The 15,731-nt window shown below is 44.0% G+C and carries 16 protein-coding genes; 2 read left to right on the forward strand and 14 right to left on the reverse strand.

Features of this window, described 5'->3' with window-relative positions:
- Positions 1-97 precede the first annotated feature (97 nt).
- Positions 98-1,582 carry a DUF1846 domain-containing protein gene (locus FZ941_RS06880; protein WP_148887328.1) on the forward strand — a complete coding sequence of 495 codons (1,485 nt, stop codon included), beginning with the start codon at positions 98-100 and terminating at the stop codon, positions 1,580-1,582.
- Between the two features lie 54 nt (positions 1,583-1,636).
- Here FZ941_RS06880 and FZ941_RS06885 read toward each other — a convergent pair whose 3' ends face one another.
- The 6 genes from FZ941_RS06885 to FZ941_RS06910 all read right to left on the reverse strand — a co-directional run bounded on the left by FZ941_RS06885 (position 1,637) and on the right by FZ941_RS06910 (position 7,860).
- Positions 1,637-2,071, reverse strand: a complete 435-nt coding sequence (locus FZ941_RS06885; RefSeq protein ID WP_148887329.1) for a hypothetical protein — start codon at positions 2,069-2,071, stop codon at positions 1,637-1,639.
- Positions 2,072-2,080: 9 nt separating this feature from the next.
- On the reverse strand, positions 2,081-2,245 hold the full coding sequence (locus FZ941_RS06890; protein ID WP_148887330.1) for a hypothetical protein: 165 nt from the start codon (positions 2,243-2,245) through the stop codon (positions 2,081-2,083).
- Complete coding sequence (locus FZ941_RS06895) at positions 2,242-2,445, reverse strand: helix-turn-helix transcriptional regulator (RefSeq protein ID WP_002896748.1); 204 nt, start codon at positions 2,443-2,445, stop codon at positions 2,242-2,244. Before FZ941_RS06895 ends, FZ941_RS06890 begins: the two co-directional genes overlap by 4 nt.
- A 313-nt stretch (positions 2,446-2,758) precedes the next feature.
- Positions 2,759-4,969 (reverse strand): alpha-galactosidase, encoded by a 2,211-nt coding sequence (locus FZ941_RS06900; protein ID WP_148887331.1) that lies wholly within the window; start codon positions 4,967-4,969, stop codon positions 2,759-2,761.
- Positions 4,970-4,977: 8 nt separating this feature from the next.
- Positions 4,978-6,441, reverse strand: a complete 1,464-nt coding sequence (locus FZ941_RS06905) for a sucrose-6-phosphate hydrolase (RefSeq protein WP_148887332.1) — start codon at positions 6,439-6,441, stop codon at positions 4,978-4,980.
- A gap of 6 nt (positions 6,442-6,447) precedes the next feature.
- Complete coding sequence (locus tag FZ941_RS06910) at positions 6,448-7,860, reverse strand: PTS transporter subunit EIIC (RefSeq protein WP_148887333.1); 1,413 nt, start codon at positions 7,858-7,860, stop codon at positions 6,448-6,450.
- 106 nt (positions 7,861-7,966) lie between these two features.
- Between FZ941_RS06910 and FZ941_RS06915 the strand changes: the two genes are divergently transcribed.
- A complete protein-coding gene (locus FZ941_RS06915) occupies positions 7,967-8,779 on the forward strand; it encodes an AraC family transcriptional regulator (protein ID WP_148887334.1) in 813 nt (270 codons plus the stop codon).
- 204 nt (positions 8,780-8,983) lie between these two features.
- Here the strand turns inward: FZ941_RS06915 and FZ941_RS06920 are convergent, their stop codons facing one another.
- From FZ941_RS06920 to FZ941_RS06955, 8 genes are all read right to left on the reverse strand, one after another.
- A complete protein-coding gene (locus FZ941_RS06920; RefSeq protein WP_148887335.1) occupies positions 8,984-10,021 on the reverse strand; it encodes a sensor histidine kinase KdpD in 1,038 nt (345 codons plus the stop codon).
- A complete protein-coding gene (locus FZ941_RS06925; protein WP_148887336.1) occupies positions 9,988-10,686 on the reverse strand; it encodes a response regulator transcription factor in 699 nt (232 codons plus the stop codon). The genes FZ941_RS06920 and FZ941_RS06925 overlap by 34 nt, the downstream gene beginning before the upstream one ends.
- Positions 10,687-10,698: 12 nt before the next feature.
- A complete protein-coding gene (locus FZ941_RS06930) occupies positions 10,699-11,421 on the reverse strand; it encodes a lantibiotic ABC transporter permease (RefSeq protein ID WP_148887337.1) in 723 nt (240 codons plus the stop codon).
- Positions 11,421-12,209: a lantibiotic ABC transporter permease gene (locus FZ941_RS06935; protein WP_148887338.1), complete on the reverse strand. Its 789-nt coding sequence runs from the start codon at positions 12,207-12,209 to the stop codon at positions 11,421-11,423. The genes FZ941_RS06930 and FZ941_RS06935 overlap by 1 nt, the downstream gene beginning before the upstream one ends.
- Before the next feature lies 1 nt (position 12,210).
- Entirely contained in the window at positions 12,211-12,918 is a 708-nt protein-coding gene (locus FZ941_RS06940) for an ABC transporter ATP-binding protein (RefSeq protein ID WP_148887339.1), read from the reverse strand.
- A gap of 93 nt (positions 12,919-13,011) precedes the next feature.
- The gene (folK, locus tag FZ941_RS06945) at positions 13,012-13,824 is read right to left on the reverse strand and encodes a 2-amino-4-hydroxy-6-hydroxymethyldihydropteridine diphosphokinase (RefSeq protein WP_148887340.1); all 813 of its coding nucleotides are present in this window, start codon (positions 13,822-13,824) and stop codon (positions 13,012-13,014) included.
- Between the two features lie 27 nt (positions 13,825-13,851).
- Positions 13,852-14,406 (reverse strand): GTP cyclohydrolase I FolE, encoded by a 555-nt coding sequence (folE, locus tag FZ941_RS06950; protein WP_037617359.1) that lies wholly within the window; start codon positions 14,404-14,406, stop codon positions 13,852-13,854.
- Positions 14,387-15,730, reverse strand: coding sequence for a folylpolyglutamate synthase/dihydrofolate synthase family protein (locus tag FZ941_RS06955; protein ID WP_148887360.1), 1,344 nt, complete (start codon positions 15,728-15,730; stop codon positions 14,387-14,389). The genes folE and FZ941_RS06955 overlap by 20 nt, the downstream gene beginning before the upstream one ends.
- Position 15,731: the final 1 nt, after the last annotated feature.

Here is a 15,731-nt window from a genome sequence, read left to right on the forward strand (position 1 = left end):
CATTCGGGCTGCTATCTATTTTATCTAATATAATCTCTTTTAATTTTCCAATTTGAAGAAAATTTTGTTATAATGCTTAGCAGAGGTGAAACTATACATGAAAAAAATTGCTTTTGATTCAGAGAAATACTTAAACCTGCAGCGCGACCATATCTTGGAGCGCATTAATCAATTTGAGGGCAAATTGTACATGGAATTCGGCGGTAAAATGCTGGAAGACTTCCATGCTGCCCGCGTCCTGCCAGGCTATGAGCCGGATAATAAAATCAGACTGCTCAAAGAGCTCAAGGACCAAGTAGAGATTGTCATTGCCATCAATGCCAACAACATTGAGCACTCTAAGGCGCGGGGTGATTTGGGCATTTCCTACGACCAAGAAGTGCTGCGACTAATCGATACCTTTAATGAGCTGGATATTTATGTAGGCTCAGTGGTCATTACCCAGTATGCCGGCCAGCCAGCAGCCGATCTCTTCCGAGCTCAGCTAGAAAAGAACGGGATTGACTCCTACATCCACTATCCAATCAAGGGCTACCCGACTGATATGGACCATATCATCTCGCCCGAAGGCATGGGCAAAAACGACTATATCAAAACCAGCCGTAACCTAGTCGTGGTGACCGCACCTGGTCCTGGTTCTGGTAAACTGGCTACTTGCTTGTCCAACATGTACCACGACCAAATCAATGGCATCAAGTCAGGCTATGCCAAGTTTGAGACCTTCCCAGTTTGGAATCTGCCCCTGCACCATCCGGTCAATCTAGCCTATGAGGCGGCGACAGCAGACCTAGACGATGTCAACATGATCGATCCTTTCCACCTGCAAACTTATGGCAAGACTACAGTCAACTACAACCGTGATATTGAAATTTTCCCAGTACTCAAACGTATGCTAGAGCGCATCCTTGGAAAATCACCTTATGCTTCTCCAACGGACATGGGCGTTAACATGGTCGGTTTTGCCATTGTAGATAATGATGCAGCTATCGAGGCATCTCAACAGGAAATCATCCGCCGCTACTACCAGACTATTCTGGACTTCAAGGCGGAGCGCGTTTCTGAATCTGCTATCAAGAAAATCGAACTATTGATGAACGACTTGGGCATCACACCGCTGGATCGCAAAGTAACCGTTGCTGCGCGTGCCAAGGCTGAAAGCACTGGTGACCCCGCTCTGGCTTTGGAATTGCCAAACGGCGAAATCGTAACCGGTAAGACCTCTGAACTCTTTGGTCCTACGGCTGCTGTCTTGATCAATGCCATTAAGAAGTTAGCCAACATTGCCAAAGAGACCAAGCTGATCGAACCCGAGTACGTTAAACCAATCCAAGGTCTGAAAATCAATCATCTGGGTAGTCGCAATCCTCGCCTCCACTCAAACGAAATCTTAATGGCTCTTGCGATCACAGCCATGGAAAATCAAGATGCCGCACATGCTATGCAACAGTTAGGCAACCTCAAGGGTAGCGAAGCTCATTCGACTGTGATGCTGACCGACGAAGATAAAAATGTCCTGCGTAAACTAGGCATCCATGTGACCATGGACCCTGTTTACCAGTACGATCGACTCTATAGAAAATAAAAACAAGCTCTGTTAAAAGCTTGTTGAAAAAGCTGGCTCTGCCAGCTTTTTTTCTTAATAACGCTTGGACAGGAGAAAACGCAAGAGATAGTAAAGGGCCAAAACTAGGATAATGGTCAAAGTCAGAAACTGATTGAGATTTAAAATGATAGGAAAAATCATAGACAGAAGGCTCAGGCCTGCTGCCAGCAGCAAAAGGATATCAAAAAGCAGGGTACGAGTCTTTTCGTCAATCATGCGATTGCGCTCATCCGTCACCTGAATGTAGAGCCTATTAAAGGCTTCCTCCCGTTTCAAGGCAAGATTATAACGCAGAACCATCAAAGAAATCCCTAGAAGCAGACCAACCATGATGCCTTCCTGTAAATCATCCAGAGAATGAATGTAGCTCCATCCCAGTCCCAGCCAGAGGACTAGGATTAGGATGCGACCCATGATCACTTTCTTTTGAAGTTTTTTCCGAAATTCTTGTTTAGTTAATGTTTCCATGTCAGCCTCCTATTTTTCATACGCTTGGGAAATTTTCAACATCACCACAATCAGGAACATTCCCACAAAAGGCAAGATTTCTTTAGGGATAAAATTAGCTTGCAAATGGAGATAAGATAAGCCAACCACCACCAAAATAGCCAATATCCATTTACACAAATAAGTCCATTTCATGATTCATCCTCCTCAAAGAGAAACACTTCTTCAATCCTTAAATTGAAAAAGGATGCAATTTTATGAGCCAAAAGCAGCGAGGCATTGTAGCGGCCCTTTTCCAAAGAAATAATCGTTTGTCTTGTGACCTCTAGCTTCTCAGCCAGCTCCTCCTGGCTGAGCTTTTTTCTTTTTCGCAATTCTTGAATTCGATTTTCCAAGGCTGCCTCCTTTCCATAATGTAAAACAAACTTTACTTTTTAAATATAGTATAGCTCCCTTTACATCTTTTGTCAAGAAGAAAGCGGCAAAAAAAGGACTGAAATGTTTAAAGTTTCAGTCCTTTTTGTTTGACTCTAATTCGTTTAATGTTTTAGTAATTAATATAGTCTACAAAAGCTGTTCCATTTGGTTAGGTGACTTAAAGGTCTATTCATAACCATAAAACTTTTCGGATTTCATAATAAAATACCCCAAAGTTAGGGTTTTTCTATCTAACTTTTGGGGTGCAGAGTATAGTTTGTCCATTTACGGTCATTTCCCCTTCGGTAAATCTTCTACCTTAACAAAGTCAATGCGTCGGCTATCAAAGTCTTTTTGGTTAAAAATGGGGTGGATATAGAATCCCACTTCAGCTAATTCGTCTCCGTAATAGCATTGCTCTGTTTGTTGGCAATAGTAGAGACTGCTTGCTTCTAAGCCCTTAACTTTTAAAATTTGTAGAGCTGGAGCCGCATGACTAAGGACCGTTGTATAAATCACCATAGCCTGATTTTTGTCTTGTGATACCAACTGCCAAGCACAAGCATTGGTCTCAAAAGGACTAGTCAATCGTGTAAAGGTTCCATACTGAAGGAGCTGACGATTCTTCTTATAGAAGGCAACTTGGTCTTTAATGATTGCTTTTTCTTCTGAACTTAACTGTCTTGGATCTAATTCATATCCAAAGGCTCCTGTCATGGCAATATTAAAGCGAGTCTCCATGCTGGTTATACGCCCATTTTGATGATTAGGTACAGCAGACACATGGGCGCCCATGCTAGAAACTGGGTATGCCAAGCTAGTACCATATTGAATTTTTAGGCGAGCAATAGCATCACTATTGTCACTAGTCCAAATTTGCGGCATATAGTGGAGTATGCCCATATCAAAACGGCCACCTCCACCAGAACAGCCCTCAAAGAGGATATGAGGAAAAACTCTTAGCAAATGTTCGAAAATCCGGTAAAGATTTAACACATATCGATGAGCTACCTCGCCATGATTGCTAATATTTCCAGTCGCATAAATATCACTGAGATAACGGTTCATATCCCACTTGACATAGGAAATATCCACTGTCCTTAAAATAGTTGACAAGGTTTCAATCACATAATCGGTGACATCATCACGACTAAGGTTTAGGACAAATTGGGAACGACTAGTCGCAGCCTCATACCCTGGATGATGAAGGTACCAATCAGGGTGAGCTTCAAAAAGTTGACTAGACCGTGAAATCATTTCAGGTTCGAACCACAAACCAAAGTCTAAATTCTTACTCTTAGCATAGGTAGCTAGGGCCTGCAAGCCACCCTGTAGCTTGTCCTCATTGACAAACCAATCTCCTAAAGAAGTTTGGTCGTCTTCTCGCTGTCCAAACCAGCCATCATCAAGGACAAAGAGCTCCATCCCCAGTTGACTAGCCTCATCCATCAAGCCTTTGATGCTATCTGTATCAAAATCAAAATATGTGGCTTCCCAGTTATTGATAAGAATAGGACGTTCCTTATCCTTCCATGCCCCTCGTGTCAAATGCTTATGTACTACTGTATGGAAGATCTGGGACATCCTGTTAAGGCCTTGGTCTGAATAAACCATTACAACTTCAGGAGTGGTAAAAGACTCTCCTGCAGACAAATGCCAAACAAAGTCATAACCATTAATCCCCATAGTCAAGCGGACTTGCTGGTATTGGTCTACTTCGATGGTTTCTTCGTGATTACCTGAGTAGACTAAAGCAAAACCATAGGCCTGCCCCTGATTCTCAGTCGTATCATTCTTAACCAAGGCAACAAAGGGATTCTCCTGATGGCTACTGGTTCCACGCTTACTGTCAAAGGTATGTATCCCTCGAACGAGAGGGTCCCTCTGCAATTGACGTTCATTACCCCAAGCACCTGGTAGATGGATAGATTCCCATTTGTCCGCTGGAAAATCCAGACTAAGACTAGACAATTTGTGAATAACCACCTCATCTCTGCCCTCATTGACCACGATATGACTACGGGTAATAACAGATAGCTGCTCAAAAATACTGTAACGTAGATGGAGAGCTAGCTGGCGATACTTATCTTTAAGGCAGATGTCCAAAGTCTCAACAGGATTTTCCTCTGAAGCAAAGGTCGCAGGAAGCCCTCCCAAGTCAGGCTTGCCCTTATAAATTTCGTAAGAATCATAGCGAAAATCAGTTTGATGAGAGCCATCCGACCCTGCTATATCAAGGCTTGGTACCCGAAAATCACCACCACCAAAACTACTGATTTCCTGTAAAAGGGTATCTCTAGAATAGACACGTTTCTTGTCCTCCTCAAAGTTAAAGGAGAAAGAGCGCTCAAAGCGGGGGTAGTGACGCCCACCGTGATAACCTGAAACAGCCTTACCATAATAAAGCTGGGCCAAAAGTCCCTTTTCCTCCACACCAATAATATAGGAAACCTGACCGTTGGTCAGATGAAAAATTTGCTTATCGGCATCAAAATAAATCATATCAACTCCTAAATCGTCAAGTCATAGATCGTCATGTCGAGTTCAGCATCTGCTCCTTCAATCACTGTATAGACCTGCTCATCCCCTGGGAAGATACGGCTTGAAGCTACTTCTTGCCCACCATTCACAAAAATCTCTAGGGATGAGCGATCCAGATAAATATCCAAATCAAGTTGCTGACCCAAATCCTCCAAAAGCACGCGCTGGCTGCCATACTCCTCTGCTAGAGGAGCACCTGCCTGGCTACGGTCTAAAACTATCTCTTTTCTATCGTAATCTAAGATCAATTTGGTTCCCAAACGACCATCTTGACTGGCTGTAAGTTTAATCACCACTTGCCCTCTTTCTTCCGCCTTGGTCACTGAAAACTGAAGATTGGTTTTAAAACCAGTCATGAATACCTTCCCCTCTGAAGCATTAATATTTTTAGACAATATTTCTTTACGATAATTGTCCAATTCCGGCAAAGGTTTTTGAATCAACTTGTCCCCATCTAAGAAAAGCTCACGTGGCATAGTCAAGCAACCACAATAAGCATAGTCTTCTGTTGGGTAGTTAATATCTGGTAGACCCATCCAAGAAAAGAGAATTGTACGACCTCCAGCCTGCATGACCTGGGCTGCATAAAAATCAAAGCCACGATCAAGCTCCACAAAATTTTTCTGATCGGTCAGCCGCAAATTTTCCTTATCTATGTGATTCCCCACTACATAACCCGTCTGATAGATATTGTGGTAATAATTCCCCTCTGGTGCTAGTCCTTGAGGGGAAAAGAGGAGAATCCCCTTATCATCCATTTCAAAATAGTTAGGACACTCCCACATATAACCAAAATCCTGATAAGGAGTCCCCACTTCACCTAGAATAGACCAGTCAAAGCCATCAAGTGAGTGCATGACCAGACTTGTACCAGTTTTGTCTTGACGTTGGGCACCAATAACCGCATAATAATGACCATCTTTCTTCCATAGTTTTGGATCCCGGAAATGGTCCGTGTAACCTTCTGGGTAACCGATAATAGCTGGTGGTGTCACCTTGGAGAGATGACCTGCCTTATCCATGAGTGCCACAACTTGATAAGGGATTCGCTCGTTATTGGCATCACGAGTATTACCAGTATAAAAGATACGCATGACATCGCCGTCAGCGATGGCTGATCCTGAGTAGGCTCCATGGGTTTCATAGACAGTATCTGTCTGCAAGCCCACTCCTGCATCTTCCCAAGTAATCATGTCATATGACACCAGATGATACCAGCCTTGAAACCAGCTGTCCTCGCTATAAGTGAGAGGGCTCCATTGATGAAAGAGATGATATTTCCCATCAAAGAAACAAACACCATTAGGATCGTTAACATAGCCCATGTCACCTTCCACATGGAAGCTTTGACGATAAGGGCACACTGCCACACAATCAGCCAATGATGCTGTTAATTGAGAAGGAATATCACGGTATTGATGATATTTCTTCATGTGATATTAATCCTTTTCTTTCCAGAATTTTGCAAAGACGACTGTTAAAATGGCACCTGTAACAATGGAAATCAAGTGAGCAATAATGTAGTTAAGATGGCCATGATTTGCCCCATCTACGATAGTGAAACCAGGAATAGCTGTCGCACCGAAACCAACTGCGGTCAACTTAGACAGGTAAACATAACCACTTGAAATAGCGCCTGCGATACAGCCAGCAATCAATGGGTAACGGTATTTGACAGTCACACCAAATAGAGCAGGCTCAGAAATCCCAAATAGAGTTGAAGTGAACGCTGAAACGGCCATTGAGCGTTTGTTATTGTCCTTGTGATTAAGGAAGAGATACCCCAGTACTGCACCACCTTGCCCCATCATGGCAACAGATAAGAGCGGATTGAGGAAATCACGACCTGTATCTTGTAGTAACTGAGTCTCGATAGCCCCAAAGGTATGGTGAAGACCCGTAATAACGATAATTTGTTGGATACCACCAAAAATCATATAACCAAAGATACCCAAGTGTTCAACCATCCACAATAAACCTGCTGTCAATCCAAATCCCATAGAACGACCAACTGGACCAATAATGGTAAAGAGCAAGAATGACGAGATCAAAATGGTCAACATAGGAGATAAAACAAACTTAAGCATATCGGGCAAAATTTTGTTAAATTTCTTATCTAGGAAGGCAACGATGTAACCAATTAGAAGGGCAATGATAATCCCGCCTTGGAAACCAACTAGCTCAACATTGAGGCCAAAGACATTGGCGATTTCTGCTTGAGCTGTTCCACCCGCTACTGCATAGGCATCTGACAAGTTTGGGTGAATCATAACAGCTCCAATAGCCAAACCAAGGGAAGCACGTCCTCCAAAACGTTTGGTCGCTGAGTAAGCTACAATCATTGGTAAGAGCGCAAAAATTCCTGATGAAGCAATGCTGACAATACGATTGAAACCAGCCAGACCAGGCACATGCTCAACGATGGACTTGGCCCCAAAGAGGTCCTTGGTCGTTAAGAGTGATGACAATCCCATAAGAAGCGCTGCAGCCAAGATACATGGCATAATTTCAATAAAGACATCTGACAAGGCCTTCATAAAACGTTGCAAAGGATTCTGGTGATCCTGACTAGACTCATCATCAATCTTACTATCACTATTAATACCAATATAGCTTGAAAATTCGTCATAGATATTATTGACTAGACCAGCGCCAAAGATCATCTGCAACTGGTCACCCGCTACGAAAACCCCCTTAACTAGACGGATATTTTCCAAACCTTCCATGTCAGCTTTTTTATTATCCTTTAGGACCAAACGCAAGCGAGTGGCACAATGTGTCACGTGAGAAATATTGTCACGCCCACCAACTAATTTTTCAATTTGTTCACTGATGTCTTGATATTGAGCCATCTGAAAAACCTCCTTGTTTGTTTTACTTAATTATAGTTTACCCTTTCACTTAGTTAAAATAAATGGTAAAATGTAGACAAGATCAGTCGATTTGTAGGAAGATTTTATGAATTTTTTATTTAACAATACCAATACCAATCCCTATCTAAGTGTGTATACAGTTGGTTATGAAGAAACCCAACCCTCCCACAGTTATGGCCCTGCTGTTCGAAGTGGTTATATGTTGCATTATATTTACAAGGGCAGAGGTACCTTTACCTGTCAAGGTAAGATTTACAGCCTAAAGGCAGGCGACTTTTTCTTTATCTCACCTCAAGCTACTATCCAATACCAGGCCCACGAAACAGATCCCTGGGCCTACTACTGGTTTGGCTTTCGTGGAGATTTAGCCCAACACTACCTCAAAGGTACCGCCATTTCTAGCAACAATCCTGTCTTTTCTGATAATGACCCCATCAAGAGTCTCATGAGCAAGCTAATTGAAATTTCTCTAATTTCTGAAAGTAATGACATCATGCTCAATGCTTGTCTTTTGGAAATCCTCAACCAACTCAATTCAGACTTTCCTTCCCAAAACAAAAAAGTGACCCAATCTACCCATAACCTCATCGTTGCCAAAGCTATTAGCTTTATGACCAATAACTACGAAACCAATATCCGTATAACTGACATCGCCAATCACCTTGCTATCGACCGCACCTATCTCCATCGCCTCTTTGTACAGGAAATCGGGCAAGCTCCCAAAACCTTTCTCACCAATATTCGCCTTCGTAAAGCCAAAGAACTCCTCAGAAGTACCAAACTCCCCATCAAAAATATCGCCTACTCAATCGGTTTTGAAGATAGCGGTAATTTTTCCAAACTTTTCAAGCACGAATTTGGCATGAGTCCTGGGGATTTTAGGAAAAAGTTGACTTAATATATACTGACCCCATTAGATAACATTCTTCCTAAAACAGGTGCCTTGTCAGTTTTAGTTACGACGTCTAGCGCCAAAGAACTTATCGACTTAACAAGACACCTCTACTTTAACATAACGAAAAAGTAGTGAGTACTTTCTCCCGTTGGAGATTTCCTCACTACTAATCTTAGTATGTTTTAGTATCTTTATTAACTTCCTTTGTTATTTGCCTTTTAAAGCTACAGTCAACTCGACACAGGCTCCTCCTTGGTCTGGATTGAGCAGGGTCAGACGACCACCATGCAAGAGAGCTACCTGTTTAGAAAAGGCTAAGCCGATACCATGATGGGGATTAGCTGAATTGCGGCTTTGGTCACTCTGGTAAAAGAGTTGGTCTGCTCCCAGCAGCATCTCCTCTGAAAATGAAGGGCCGTTGTTCCAGATAGCAAAAACCAACTGGTCCTGCTGCACTGATACCGTTAGCTTGACTTCCTTTTGGTCCTGGTCTGCATGTTCAAGCGCATTCAGTAAAATATTGAGCAAAGCCCGTTTGAGATAGTCCAAATGAATGGACAAACTCAAGCTAAGATTACAATCTTCTTGGATATAAAAACGGTAGCTTTCCTGTTTGCTGAACAGTGCCCAGTCGTCCTGTAAATCAGCCAAAAAGTCCTCTAAAGAAAGCTGACTGAACTGACTAGCATCAATCTGAAAAGTCTTAGCGTAATCAATCAAAGAGCCACAATATTCTTCCATCTTGTGACTAGCCTGCAAAATCTCAGCAGCATAGTCTGCCTGTGGCTGGCCCAACTGAGCCAACTCCAAGAGCTCAGCATTCCCCTTAATCACAGTTAGGGGCGTTTTTAAATCGTGCGATGTCGCTGATAGCTGTAAAATCAACTCCTGATTATGCTGCTGCTCTTTTTCTAGAAGACGAGCATTTTCTTGGTGGCTGCTCCGTAAATCGTTATAGACTTCTAGCATTTCCTCAATCCGAAAAAGCTGACTTTGATTTTCTTCTAAAAGCTTCTTGCTCGTTAGCATTTTTATTTCCCTGTCGATTTTGCGGAGTAATTTTAAAATATGATAAAAAGTAATCAGCAGCAAGCTCCCCGCCCAAAAGAACAAGGTGAAAAGGGCATAATCGCTTCCTTGTGTAAATTCATAACCTATAAGCACAAAAATCAAAACATGAAAAAAGACGATTTTCAAACTGGTTGTCCAGACTAGGCTTTTGAAATTTCGGGTTCTAATTGCCATCTATAGCCTACTCCTCTCACAGTTGCGATTGCTTGCAGCCCTTCTTGTTTGCATTTTTGGCGAATCTGATACACGTATTCTGAGATAGAGCGAAGCTGTGTTTCTGAGCTTTCTGGGTAAAGTAAGGTATGCAGGCGTTCAGCTGAAAAGGTCTGCTTGGGATTGCTAGCTAGTAAATGCAGCAACTTAAACTCTCGCTCTGAAAATTTCAAGACTTTACCAAAACAGGCAACTTCATAGAGCTCAGGATAAAATTGACAAGAAGCAATTTCAGAATATCGCTCCTCACGTCTTTCCTCCCGCCGAAGATGAGCCCTGACACGCGCCAGCAATTCTTTGGTTCCAAAAGGCTTGACAACATAGTCATCTGCTCCGCGAAAGAGCCCTTCTACTTTGTCCGCCTCCAATTCCTTAGCCGTCAGAAAGATGATTGGACACGAAAGATGAGGACGAATGTAGGAACACAGCTCAAAACCATTAACAGGCTCCATCATCACATCCAGCAGAATCAAGTCATATCCGACAAAATGCGTCAGCTCTAGGTCTTCTATCCGATCAAGCGTCGTCACATCATAAGCATCGAGCTCTAGGACGTTTTTCACCAGCTTCAAAATGCTCCGATCGTCATCAACTACCAAAATACGATACTGTCTCATATTTTCCATTATAGCATACCTCTAGCGAACATCTCGTTTCAAGGTTAAGAATATAGCAGAGCTCCAAACCAAGGCTAACCAGAACAGCTGTATTCCCAGCCCTGATAGATCTATTGAATGCTGAAGTCCTTCATACTCAAAAAGATTTAGGGTAGCCAGATCGGGCAGGTATTTTGCTTCTTTGATAAAAGTTGCCAACAAACGACTGAGACCAATCAAGAGAGGAAAAAGCACCGACACCGGCACAACCCAAGATTGAAATAGCAAAGCGAGTCCAGCAGCTAAAAGAGCCAGAAAAAGATTGCTGAGAAGACCAAAAGAACTGTAATAGAGGAATTTCCCCAGCAAGGACCAGCTAAAGTCTAGGTCAAAACGAGCTAGCATAACAAAGAAACAGCTGCTTATCATGATACTATAGAGAACCAAGAGCAACAAGCTCAAAAATGAGATTTTCCCTGCCAACCAAACCTTTCTATTTGATACGGTTAGAAAATTCGTTCGCATCCCAGACTTGACAAACTCCTGGGCAAAATAGAGGGAAGTAAAGATGACGATGACAGGCTGCGCCAGATAGAGGGCATGCAAAGCCTCGCTCAGAGCCTTCATCTGGCCAACTGCTGTCTGACTGTAGTCAAGATTCATTAGAAAAAACGGAACAGCTACCAGAGCCACCAAGGCTGCACCAAGAGCGAGATAGTAAGAACGGAACTTAATCCATTCGCTTCTAAGTAGAGCTTTTATCATCAGTATCGCCCTCCTAAATCCGTCTTCAAAAAGCGCAGAGAGGTCACGCCGCCAATGACCAGCAACCATGTGCCTAGTATCAACAGCCCTTGCAAGGGATTATTGACATATTGGGAAGTTGGCGTTGCAGCAAACAACTCTCCTGCTGGCTGTGGCAAATAAGCTCCCCAACTCGTGTGAGCTGCCAGGTAGTTTCCCAGATTATAGATCTGGGGTACGAGAAATAGCAGAGGAACTAGCATGGTCCGAGCCAATAAACCTAACAAAAATGAAAGGATTCCCAATAAGGTTAGAGATAAGATTTTCCACAAAATCAAACTCCAAGCTGCCTGATTGAGCAAAATCGGATCAAGCCCTTCCTTTCCTAAAGCCAGATGCATGACCATATAACTAAAGTAGATTGATAAAAAGCTACTGGCAAGAGAAAAGCAAGCAAAGGTCATGAGTTTCCCCACAAGCAACTTCAGGCGGTTATTACAGGTCAAAAGACTGGTTCTCAAGCTATGAGACTGAAATTCCATAGCTCCCAAAATTCCAGCTAAGATGACCAAAACCATGCCTGCCATAGAGGCACCATTGAGGCCTAGATATTCCAGCGGGTCAATGGCTTCTGCCAGACCGGGAACCGTCTCAGGTGTGGCATCCAAGCCGACAGATAAATACTGTCGGCCCTCCAGCCAGGATACGGCAGGCACCAAGAGCAACATGAAGGCCATACTCACTTTGAAAGCCTTGGTTGAGCGAATTTTCAACCATTCTGAATGCAATAAAGACATCGTTTCTTTCATCTTAAACCTCCTCTGTCAAATCAAAGAAGAGATCTTCTAGACTATCTGAATCTTGCAGCACCTCTTCCAATTGTCCCTGCTCAATAATTCGCCCATGATGAATCAAGACGACATCATCTGTCACCATTTGCACCTCTGACAGGATATGAGAAGATAGAAGTACCGTTTTCCCTAAATCAGCCTGCTGACGGATGAACTTTCTAAACCACTTAATCCCACTTGGATCCAGTCCATTGGTCGGCTCATCTAATATGAGAAACTGAGGATCACCCAGCAAAGCTGCAGCCAAACCCAAGCGTTGACCTTCCCCCAGAGACAGGCTTGACAAGAGGTCCTTCCTCTTATGAGCGATTCCAGTCATCTCCAAAACCTCATCGATCCGAGACTTGGGAATAGCATTGCTCGCCGCAATAATCCTCAAGTGGTCATAGACCTTTCGATTTGGCAGACCGCCAATGCCGTCAAAGGCTGCACCTACTATTCTGAGCGGGTAAGTCATTGACTGATAGGTTTGCCCATCAAAAGTCGCAGTTCCTGCTGTCGCCCGATCTAACCCCAAGAGAATCCTCAAGGTCGAACTTTTCCCTGCACCATTTGGGCCCAGAAAAGCTGTAATCCGACTGCTTCTAGCTGTAAAAGAAATATCTTTTAAAATCTGCTTACTGCCATGTTTTTTGCAGACTCCTTCTATTTTCACCATATGTTCCATACTGAACTCCTTTTGTTTTTTCTTTAGTATACAGGAGCAAGTTCAGAGAAAGTTCAGACAATAAAAAACTTGCCTTGCGACAAGTTTCTTTTCTCATTTTTCAACCGCATCCCAGAGCTGGCGGATGCTTTTTTTCTGCACGGGATCGACAAAGTGTGGGGCGATTTCCACCAAAGATTGCAAGACAAAAGCCCGCTCAGCCACATAAGGATGAGGAACAATCAAATCTGGACTGTATATCTCCTCCTGCCCTATGTAAAGGATATCCAGATCAATCACACGAGGTCCCCATTTGATCTCCCGCACGCGCCCTAGTGCCGATTCAATAGTTAGCAGGGTCTGCATTAATTCCTCAGGATTAAGCCAAGTTTCAACTTCAACAACTTGATTGAGGAACGGATCTTGCTCAACGCCACCCCAAGGCTCCGTCTCAATGCGGCTTGATGCCTGCAAAATTCTTATATTTTGCTCTGCCATTTTTTCCAAAGCAGCATCCAGATTGGCAGCTGGGTTGCCTTGATTGCTTCCCAAAGCGATAAAGACCTTCCGCTTTTGACGCACTAGTTTGACTGAGCAGGTCTCTAAAGGCAGCGGCACCGGTGCCCAAGGCTTCTTGACCTCCAAGCTGACCTTCTGTACCAAAGGATGAGTCAGAAAAACCCGATCAATCAGCTTGTAAGCCAGCGTCTCAATCAAGTCCTCCTTGCTTTCCTGACACCAGTGGGTCAAATCTTGAGCCAATTCTCCATAGTGGATAGAAGCTGTCAGGTCGCCTGTTTTGGCCGCTCGAGTCATATCATAGTCCAAAATCAGATCCAGCACAAAACGCTGGCCCAGTTCTTTTTCCGCTCCAAAAACACCATGATAGGCGTACACTTCCAAATCCTTAATCCGTAGCTGATCCATGACTCTCCCCTCCTTATTGTCAAGTCCTTAATGCCCCATCAGCTTGTAAGCTTCATTTTTTAGGTCCTTGTCCGTCGCTAAAACGCCACGCGCTGCTGTAGTAACCGTTGCAGTGCCAGGCTTTCTGACTCCGCGCATATTCATACACATATGCTCAGCTTCCACCCAGACCAAGGCCCCTTGAGCACCCAGATAGTCCATCAAGGCTTCAGCAATCTCCACGGTCAATCGCTCTTGAATCTGCGGTTTCTTGGCATAGACTTCCACCGTACGAGCCAGCTTGGACAGGCCTGCTACCCGACCATTAGGCACATAGGCGATGTGAACCTTCCCGTAAAATGGCAGGAAGTGGTGCTCACACATGGAATGAAAGAAAATATCCTTCTCCACTACCATATTATTGTCAATGATTTCAAAAGACTTGGCCAGATGCTCCTCAGCCGTCTCACCTAGCCCAGCAAAGATTTCCTGGTACATTTTAGCAATGCGCTGAGGTGTCTCCTGCAAGCCTTCGCGGCTTCCGTCTTCGCCAATCGCCTCAATAATCTGAGCAACAGCTGCTTCAATTTTCTTCGTGTCCATATTCACTCCTAGATTCTTTTTCTTTGTCAATGATATAGGCCCTAACCTGAGCCAGGAAATAAAGAGAGCCCGTAATCAGCAAGAGCTCATCGTCCCTATGCCCAGCTTTCAAATAAGCCTCTAAAAAGTCCTGCCAATCAGCATAGTGCAAGTCTTGCTCGCAAGTCAGCACCTCCATTTTTTCTTTAGGAAAGCTCCTCGGATCTGCAAAACTGGTCAAAATTAGCTGACTCTTAGGCACCTGCTTGAGCTGACCCACCATTTCCTCCAGAGACTTGGTCTGGATACAGCTGAAAAGGATTTTCTTATCCAAGTCTGGATAATGCTGGCTCAAGGTCCTCATCAATCTCTCCATAGCATGGGGATTGTGGGCGCCATCAAGCAAAATACGAGGCTGATGCGAAATCTGCTCCATCCGACCCGGCCAACTTGTCGCCACTAAAGCCACGCCAACTTGCTCTTTTGTTAACAGTGGCAACTGCTTGAGCTGGCAATAGAGGTCACAGAGCTCAATCGCCAAACCAGCATTATCTACCTGATGCTGCCCCAGCAGAGGCGTCAGGTAAGGCTCCGCCTCCCGATAGGCATTAGAAAAGCTAAGATGTTCTCCTGAGTCAGTCCCGCCCAAGCTCTGAACTTGATAAGACAGCCCATAAACATAGTGAGGCGCTTGCATTTGATGAGCCTTGTCCTCAATGACCGCCAGAGCTTCTGGCTCAATCCGTCCAGTCACCAAGGGCACATTTGGCTTGATAATCCCAGCTTTCTGCTCGGCAATTGCTGCCAGAGAATGCCCCAGCAGAGCCACATGATCTAAGCCAATGGTCGTAATGGCTGTCAAATCAGGGCGGCAGACATTGGTACTGTCTAATAGGCCACCCATGCCGACCTCCATAATGGCCACATCGACCCGCTCCTGAGCCAAATAATCATAGGCCAAAGCCGTCATGATTTCAAACTCAGTCACTCCCTGCAAAACCTCATCATTAGCTTGCTCCTCAAAGAGAGCTCGATAAGTCTCTAGCAGACGCTCCAAATCTTGATTGGCAATAGGCCGACCATTGATGGCGATTTGTTCATTGTAGCTGATCAGATAGGGGGAGGTAAAGGTTCCCACACGCAGACCTCGCATTTCCAAGAGTTGACGCAGGTGGGCAATGGTTGAGCCCTTCCCGTTGGTACCCCCTATATGAATCACTGACAGCTGCAAATGAGGATTTCCCCGCAGAGCCAGCATCCGCTCCATCCGCTCCAAGCCAAAATTAGGACTATCCGTCCGATAGGCTTCCAGCCAGCTTAAATCTGGCAATTCTTCTTTTATCATA

Source organism: Streptococcus sp. Marseille-P6264, assembly GCF_902460355.1.
Classification (GTDB): domain Bacteria; phylum Bacillota; class Bacilli; order Lactobacillales; family Streptococcaceae; genus Streptococcus.

Coding starts and splice junctions, on each gene's coding strand:
- FZ941_RS06955 (WP_148887360.1), bottom strand. CDS start 15,730: ATGATAAAAGAAGAATTGCCAGATTTAAGCTGGCTGGAAGCCTATCGG.
- FZ941_RS06880 (WP_148887328.1), top strand. CDS start 98: ATGAAAAAAATTGCTTTTGATTCAGAGAAATACTTAAACCTGCAGCGC.
- FZ941_RS06935 (WP_148887338.1), bottom strand. CDS start 12,209: ATGAAAGAAACGATGTCTTTATTGCATTCAGAATGGTTGAAAATTCGC.
- FZ941_RS06940 (WP_148887339.1), bottom strand. CDS start 12,918: ATGGAACATATGGTGAAAATAGAAGGAGTCTGCAAAAAACATGGCAGT.
- FZ941_RS06915 (WP_148887334.1), top strand. CDS start 7,967: ATGAATTTTTTATTTAACAATACCAATACCAATCCCTATCTAAGTGTG.
- folE (WP_037617359.1), bottom strand. CDS start 14,406: ATGGACACGAAGAAAATTGAAGCAGCTGTTGCTCAGATTATTGAGGCG.
- FZ941_RS06890 (WP_148887330.1), bottom strand. CDS start 2,245: ATGAAATGGACTTATTTGTGTAAATGGATATTGGCTATTTTGGTGGTG.
- FZ941_RS06905 (WP_148887332.1), bottom strand. CDS start 6,441: ATGAAGAAATATCATCAATACCGTGATATTCCTTCTCAATTAACAGCA.
- FZ941_RS06925 (WP_148887336.1), bottom strand. CDS start 10,686: ATGGAAAATATGAGACAGTATCGTATTTTGGTAGTTGATGACGATCGG.
- FZ941_RS06910 (WP_148887333.1), bottom strand. CDS start 7,860: ATGGCTCAATATCAAGACATCAGTGAACAAATTGAAAAATTAGTTGGT.
- folK (WP_148887340.1), bottom strand. CDS start 13,824: ATGGATCAGCTACGGATTAAGGATTTGGAAGTGTACGCCTATCATGGT.
- FZ941_RS06885 (WP_148887329.1), bottom strand. CDS start 2,071: ATGGAAACATTAACTAAACAAGAATTTCGGAAAAAACTTCAAAAGAAA.
- FZ941_RS06920 (WP_148887335.1), bottom strand. CDS start 10,021: ATGGCAATTAGAACCCGAAATTTCAAAAGCCTAGTCTGGACAACCAGT.
- FZ941_RS06900 (WP_148887331.1), bottom strand. CDS start 4,969: ATGATTTATTTTGATGCCGATAAGCAAATTTTTCATCTGACCAACGGT.
- FZ941_RS06930 (WP_148887337.1), bottom strand. CDS start 11,421: ATGATAAAAGCTCTACTTAGAAGCGAATGGATTAAGTTCCGTTCTTAC.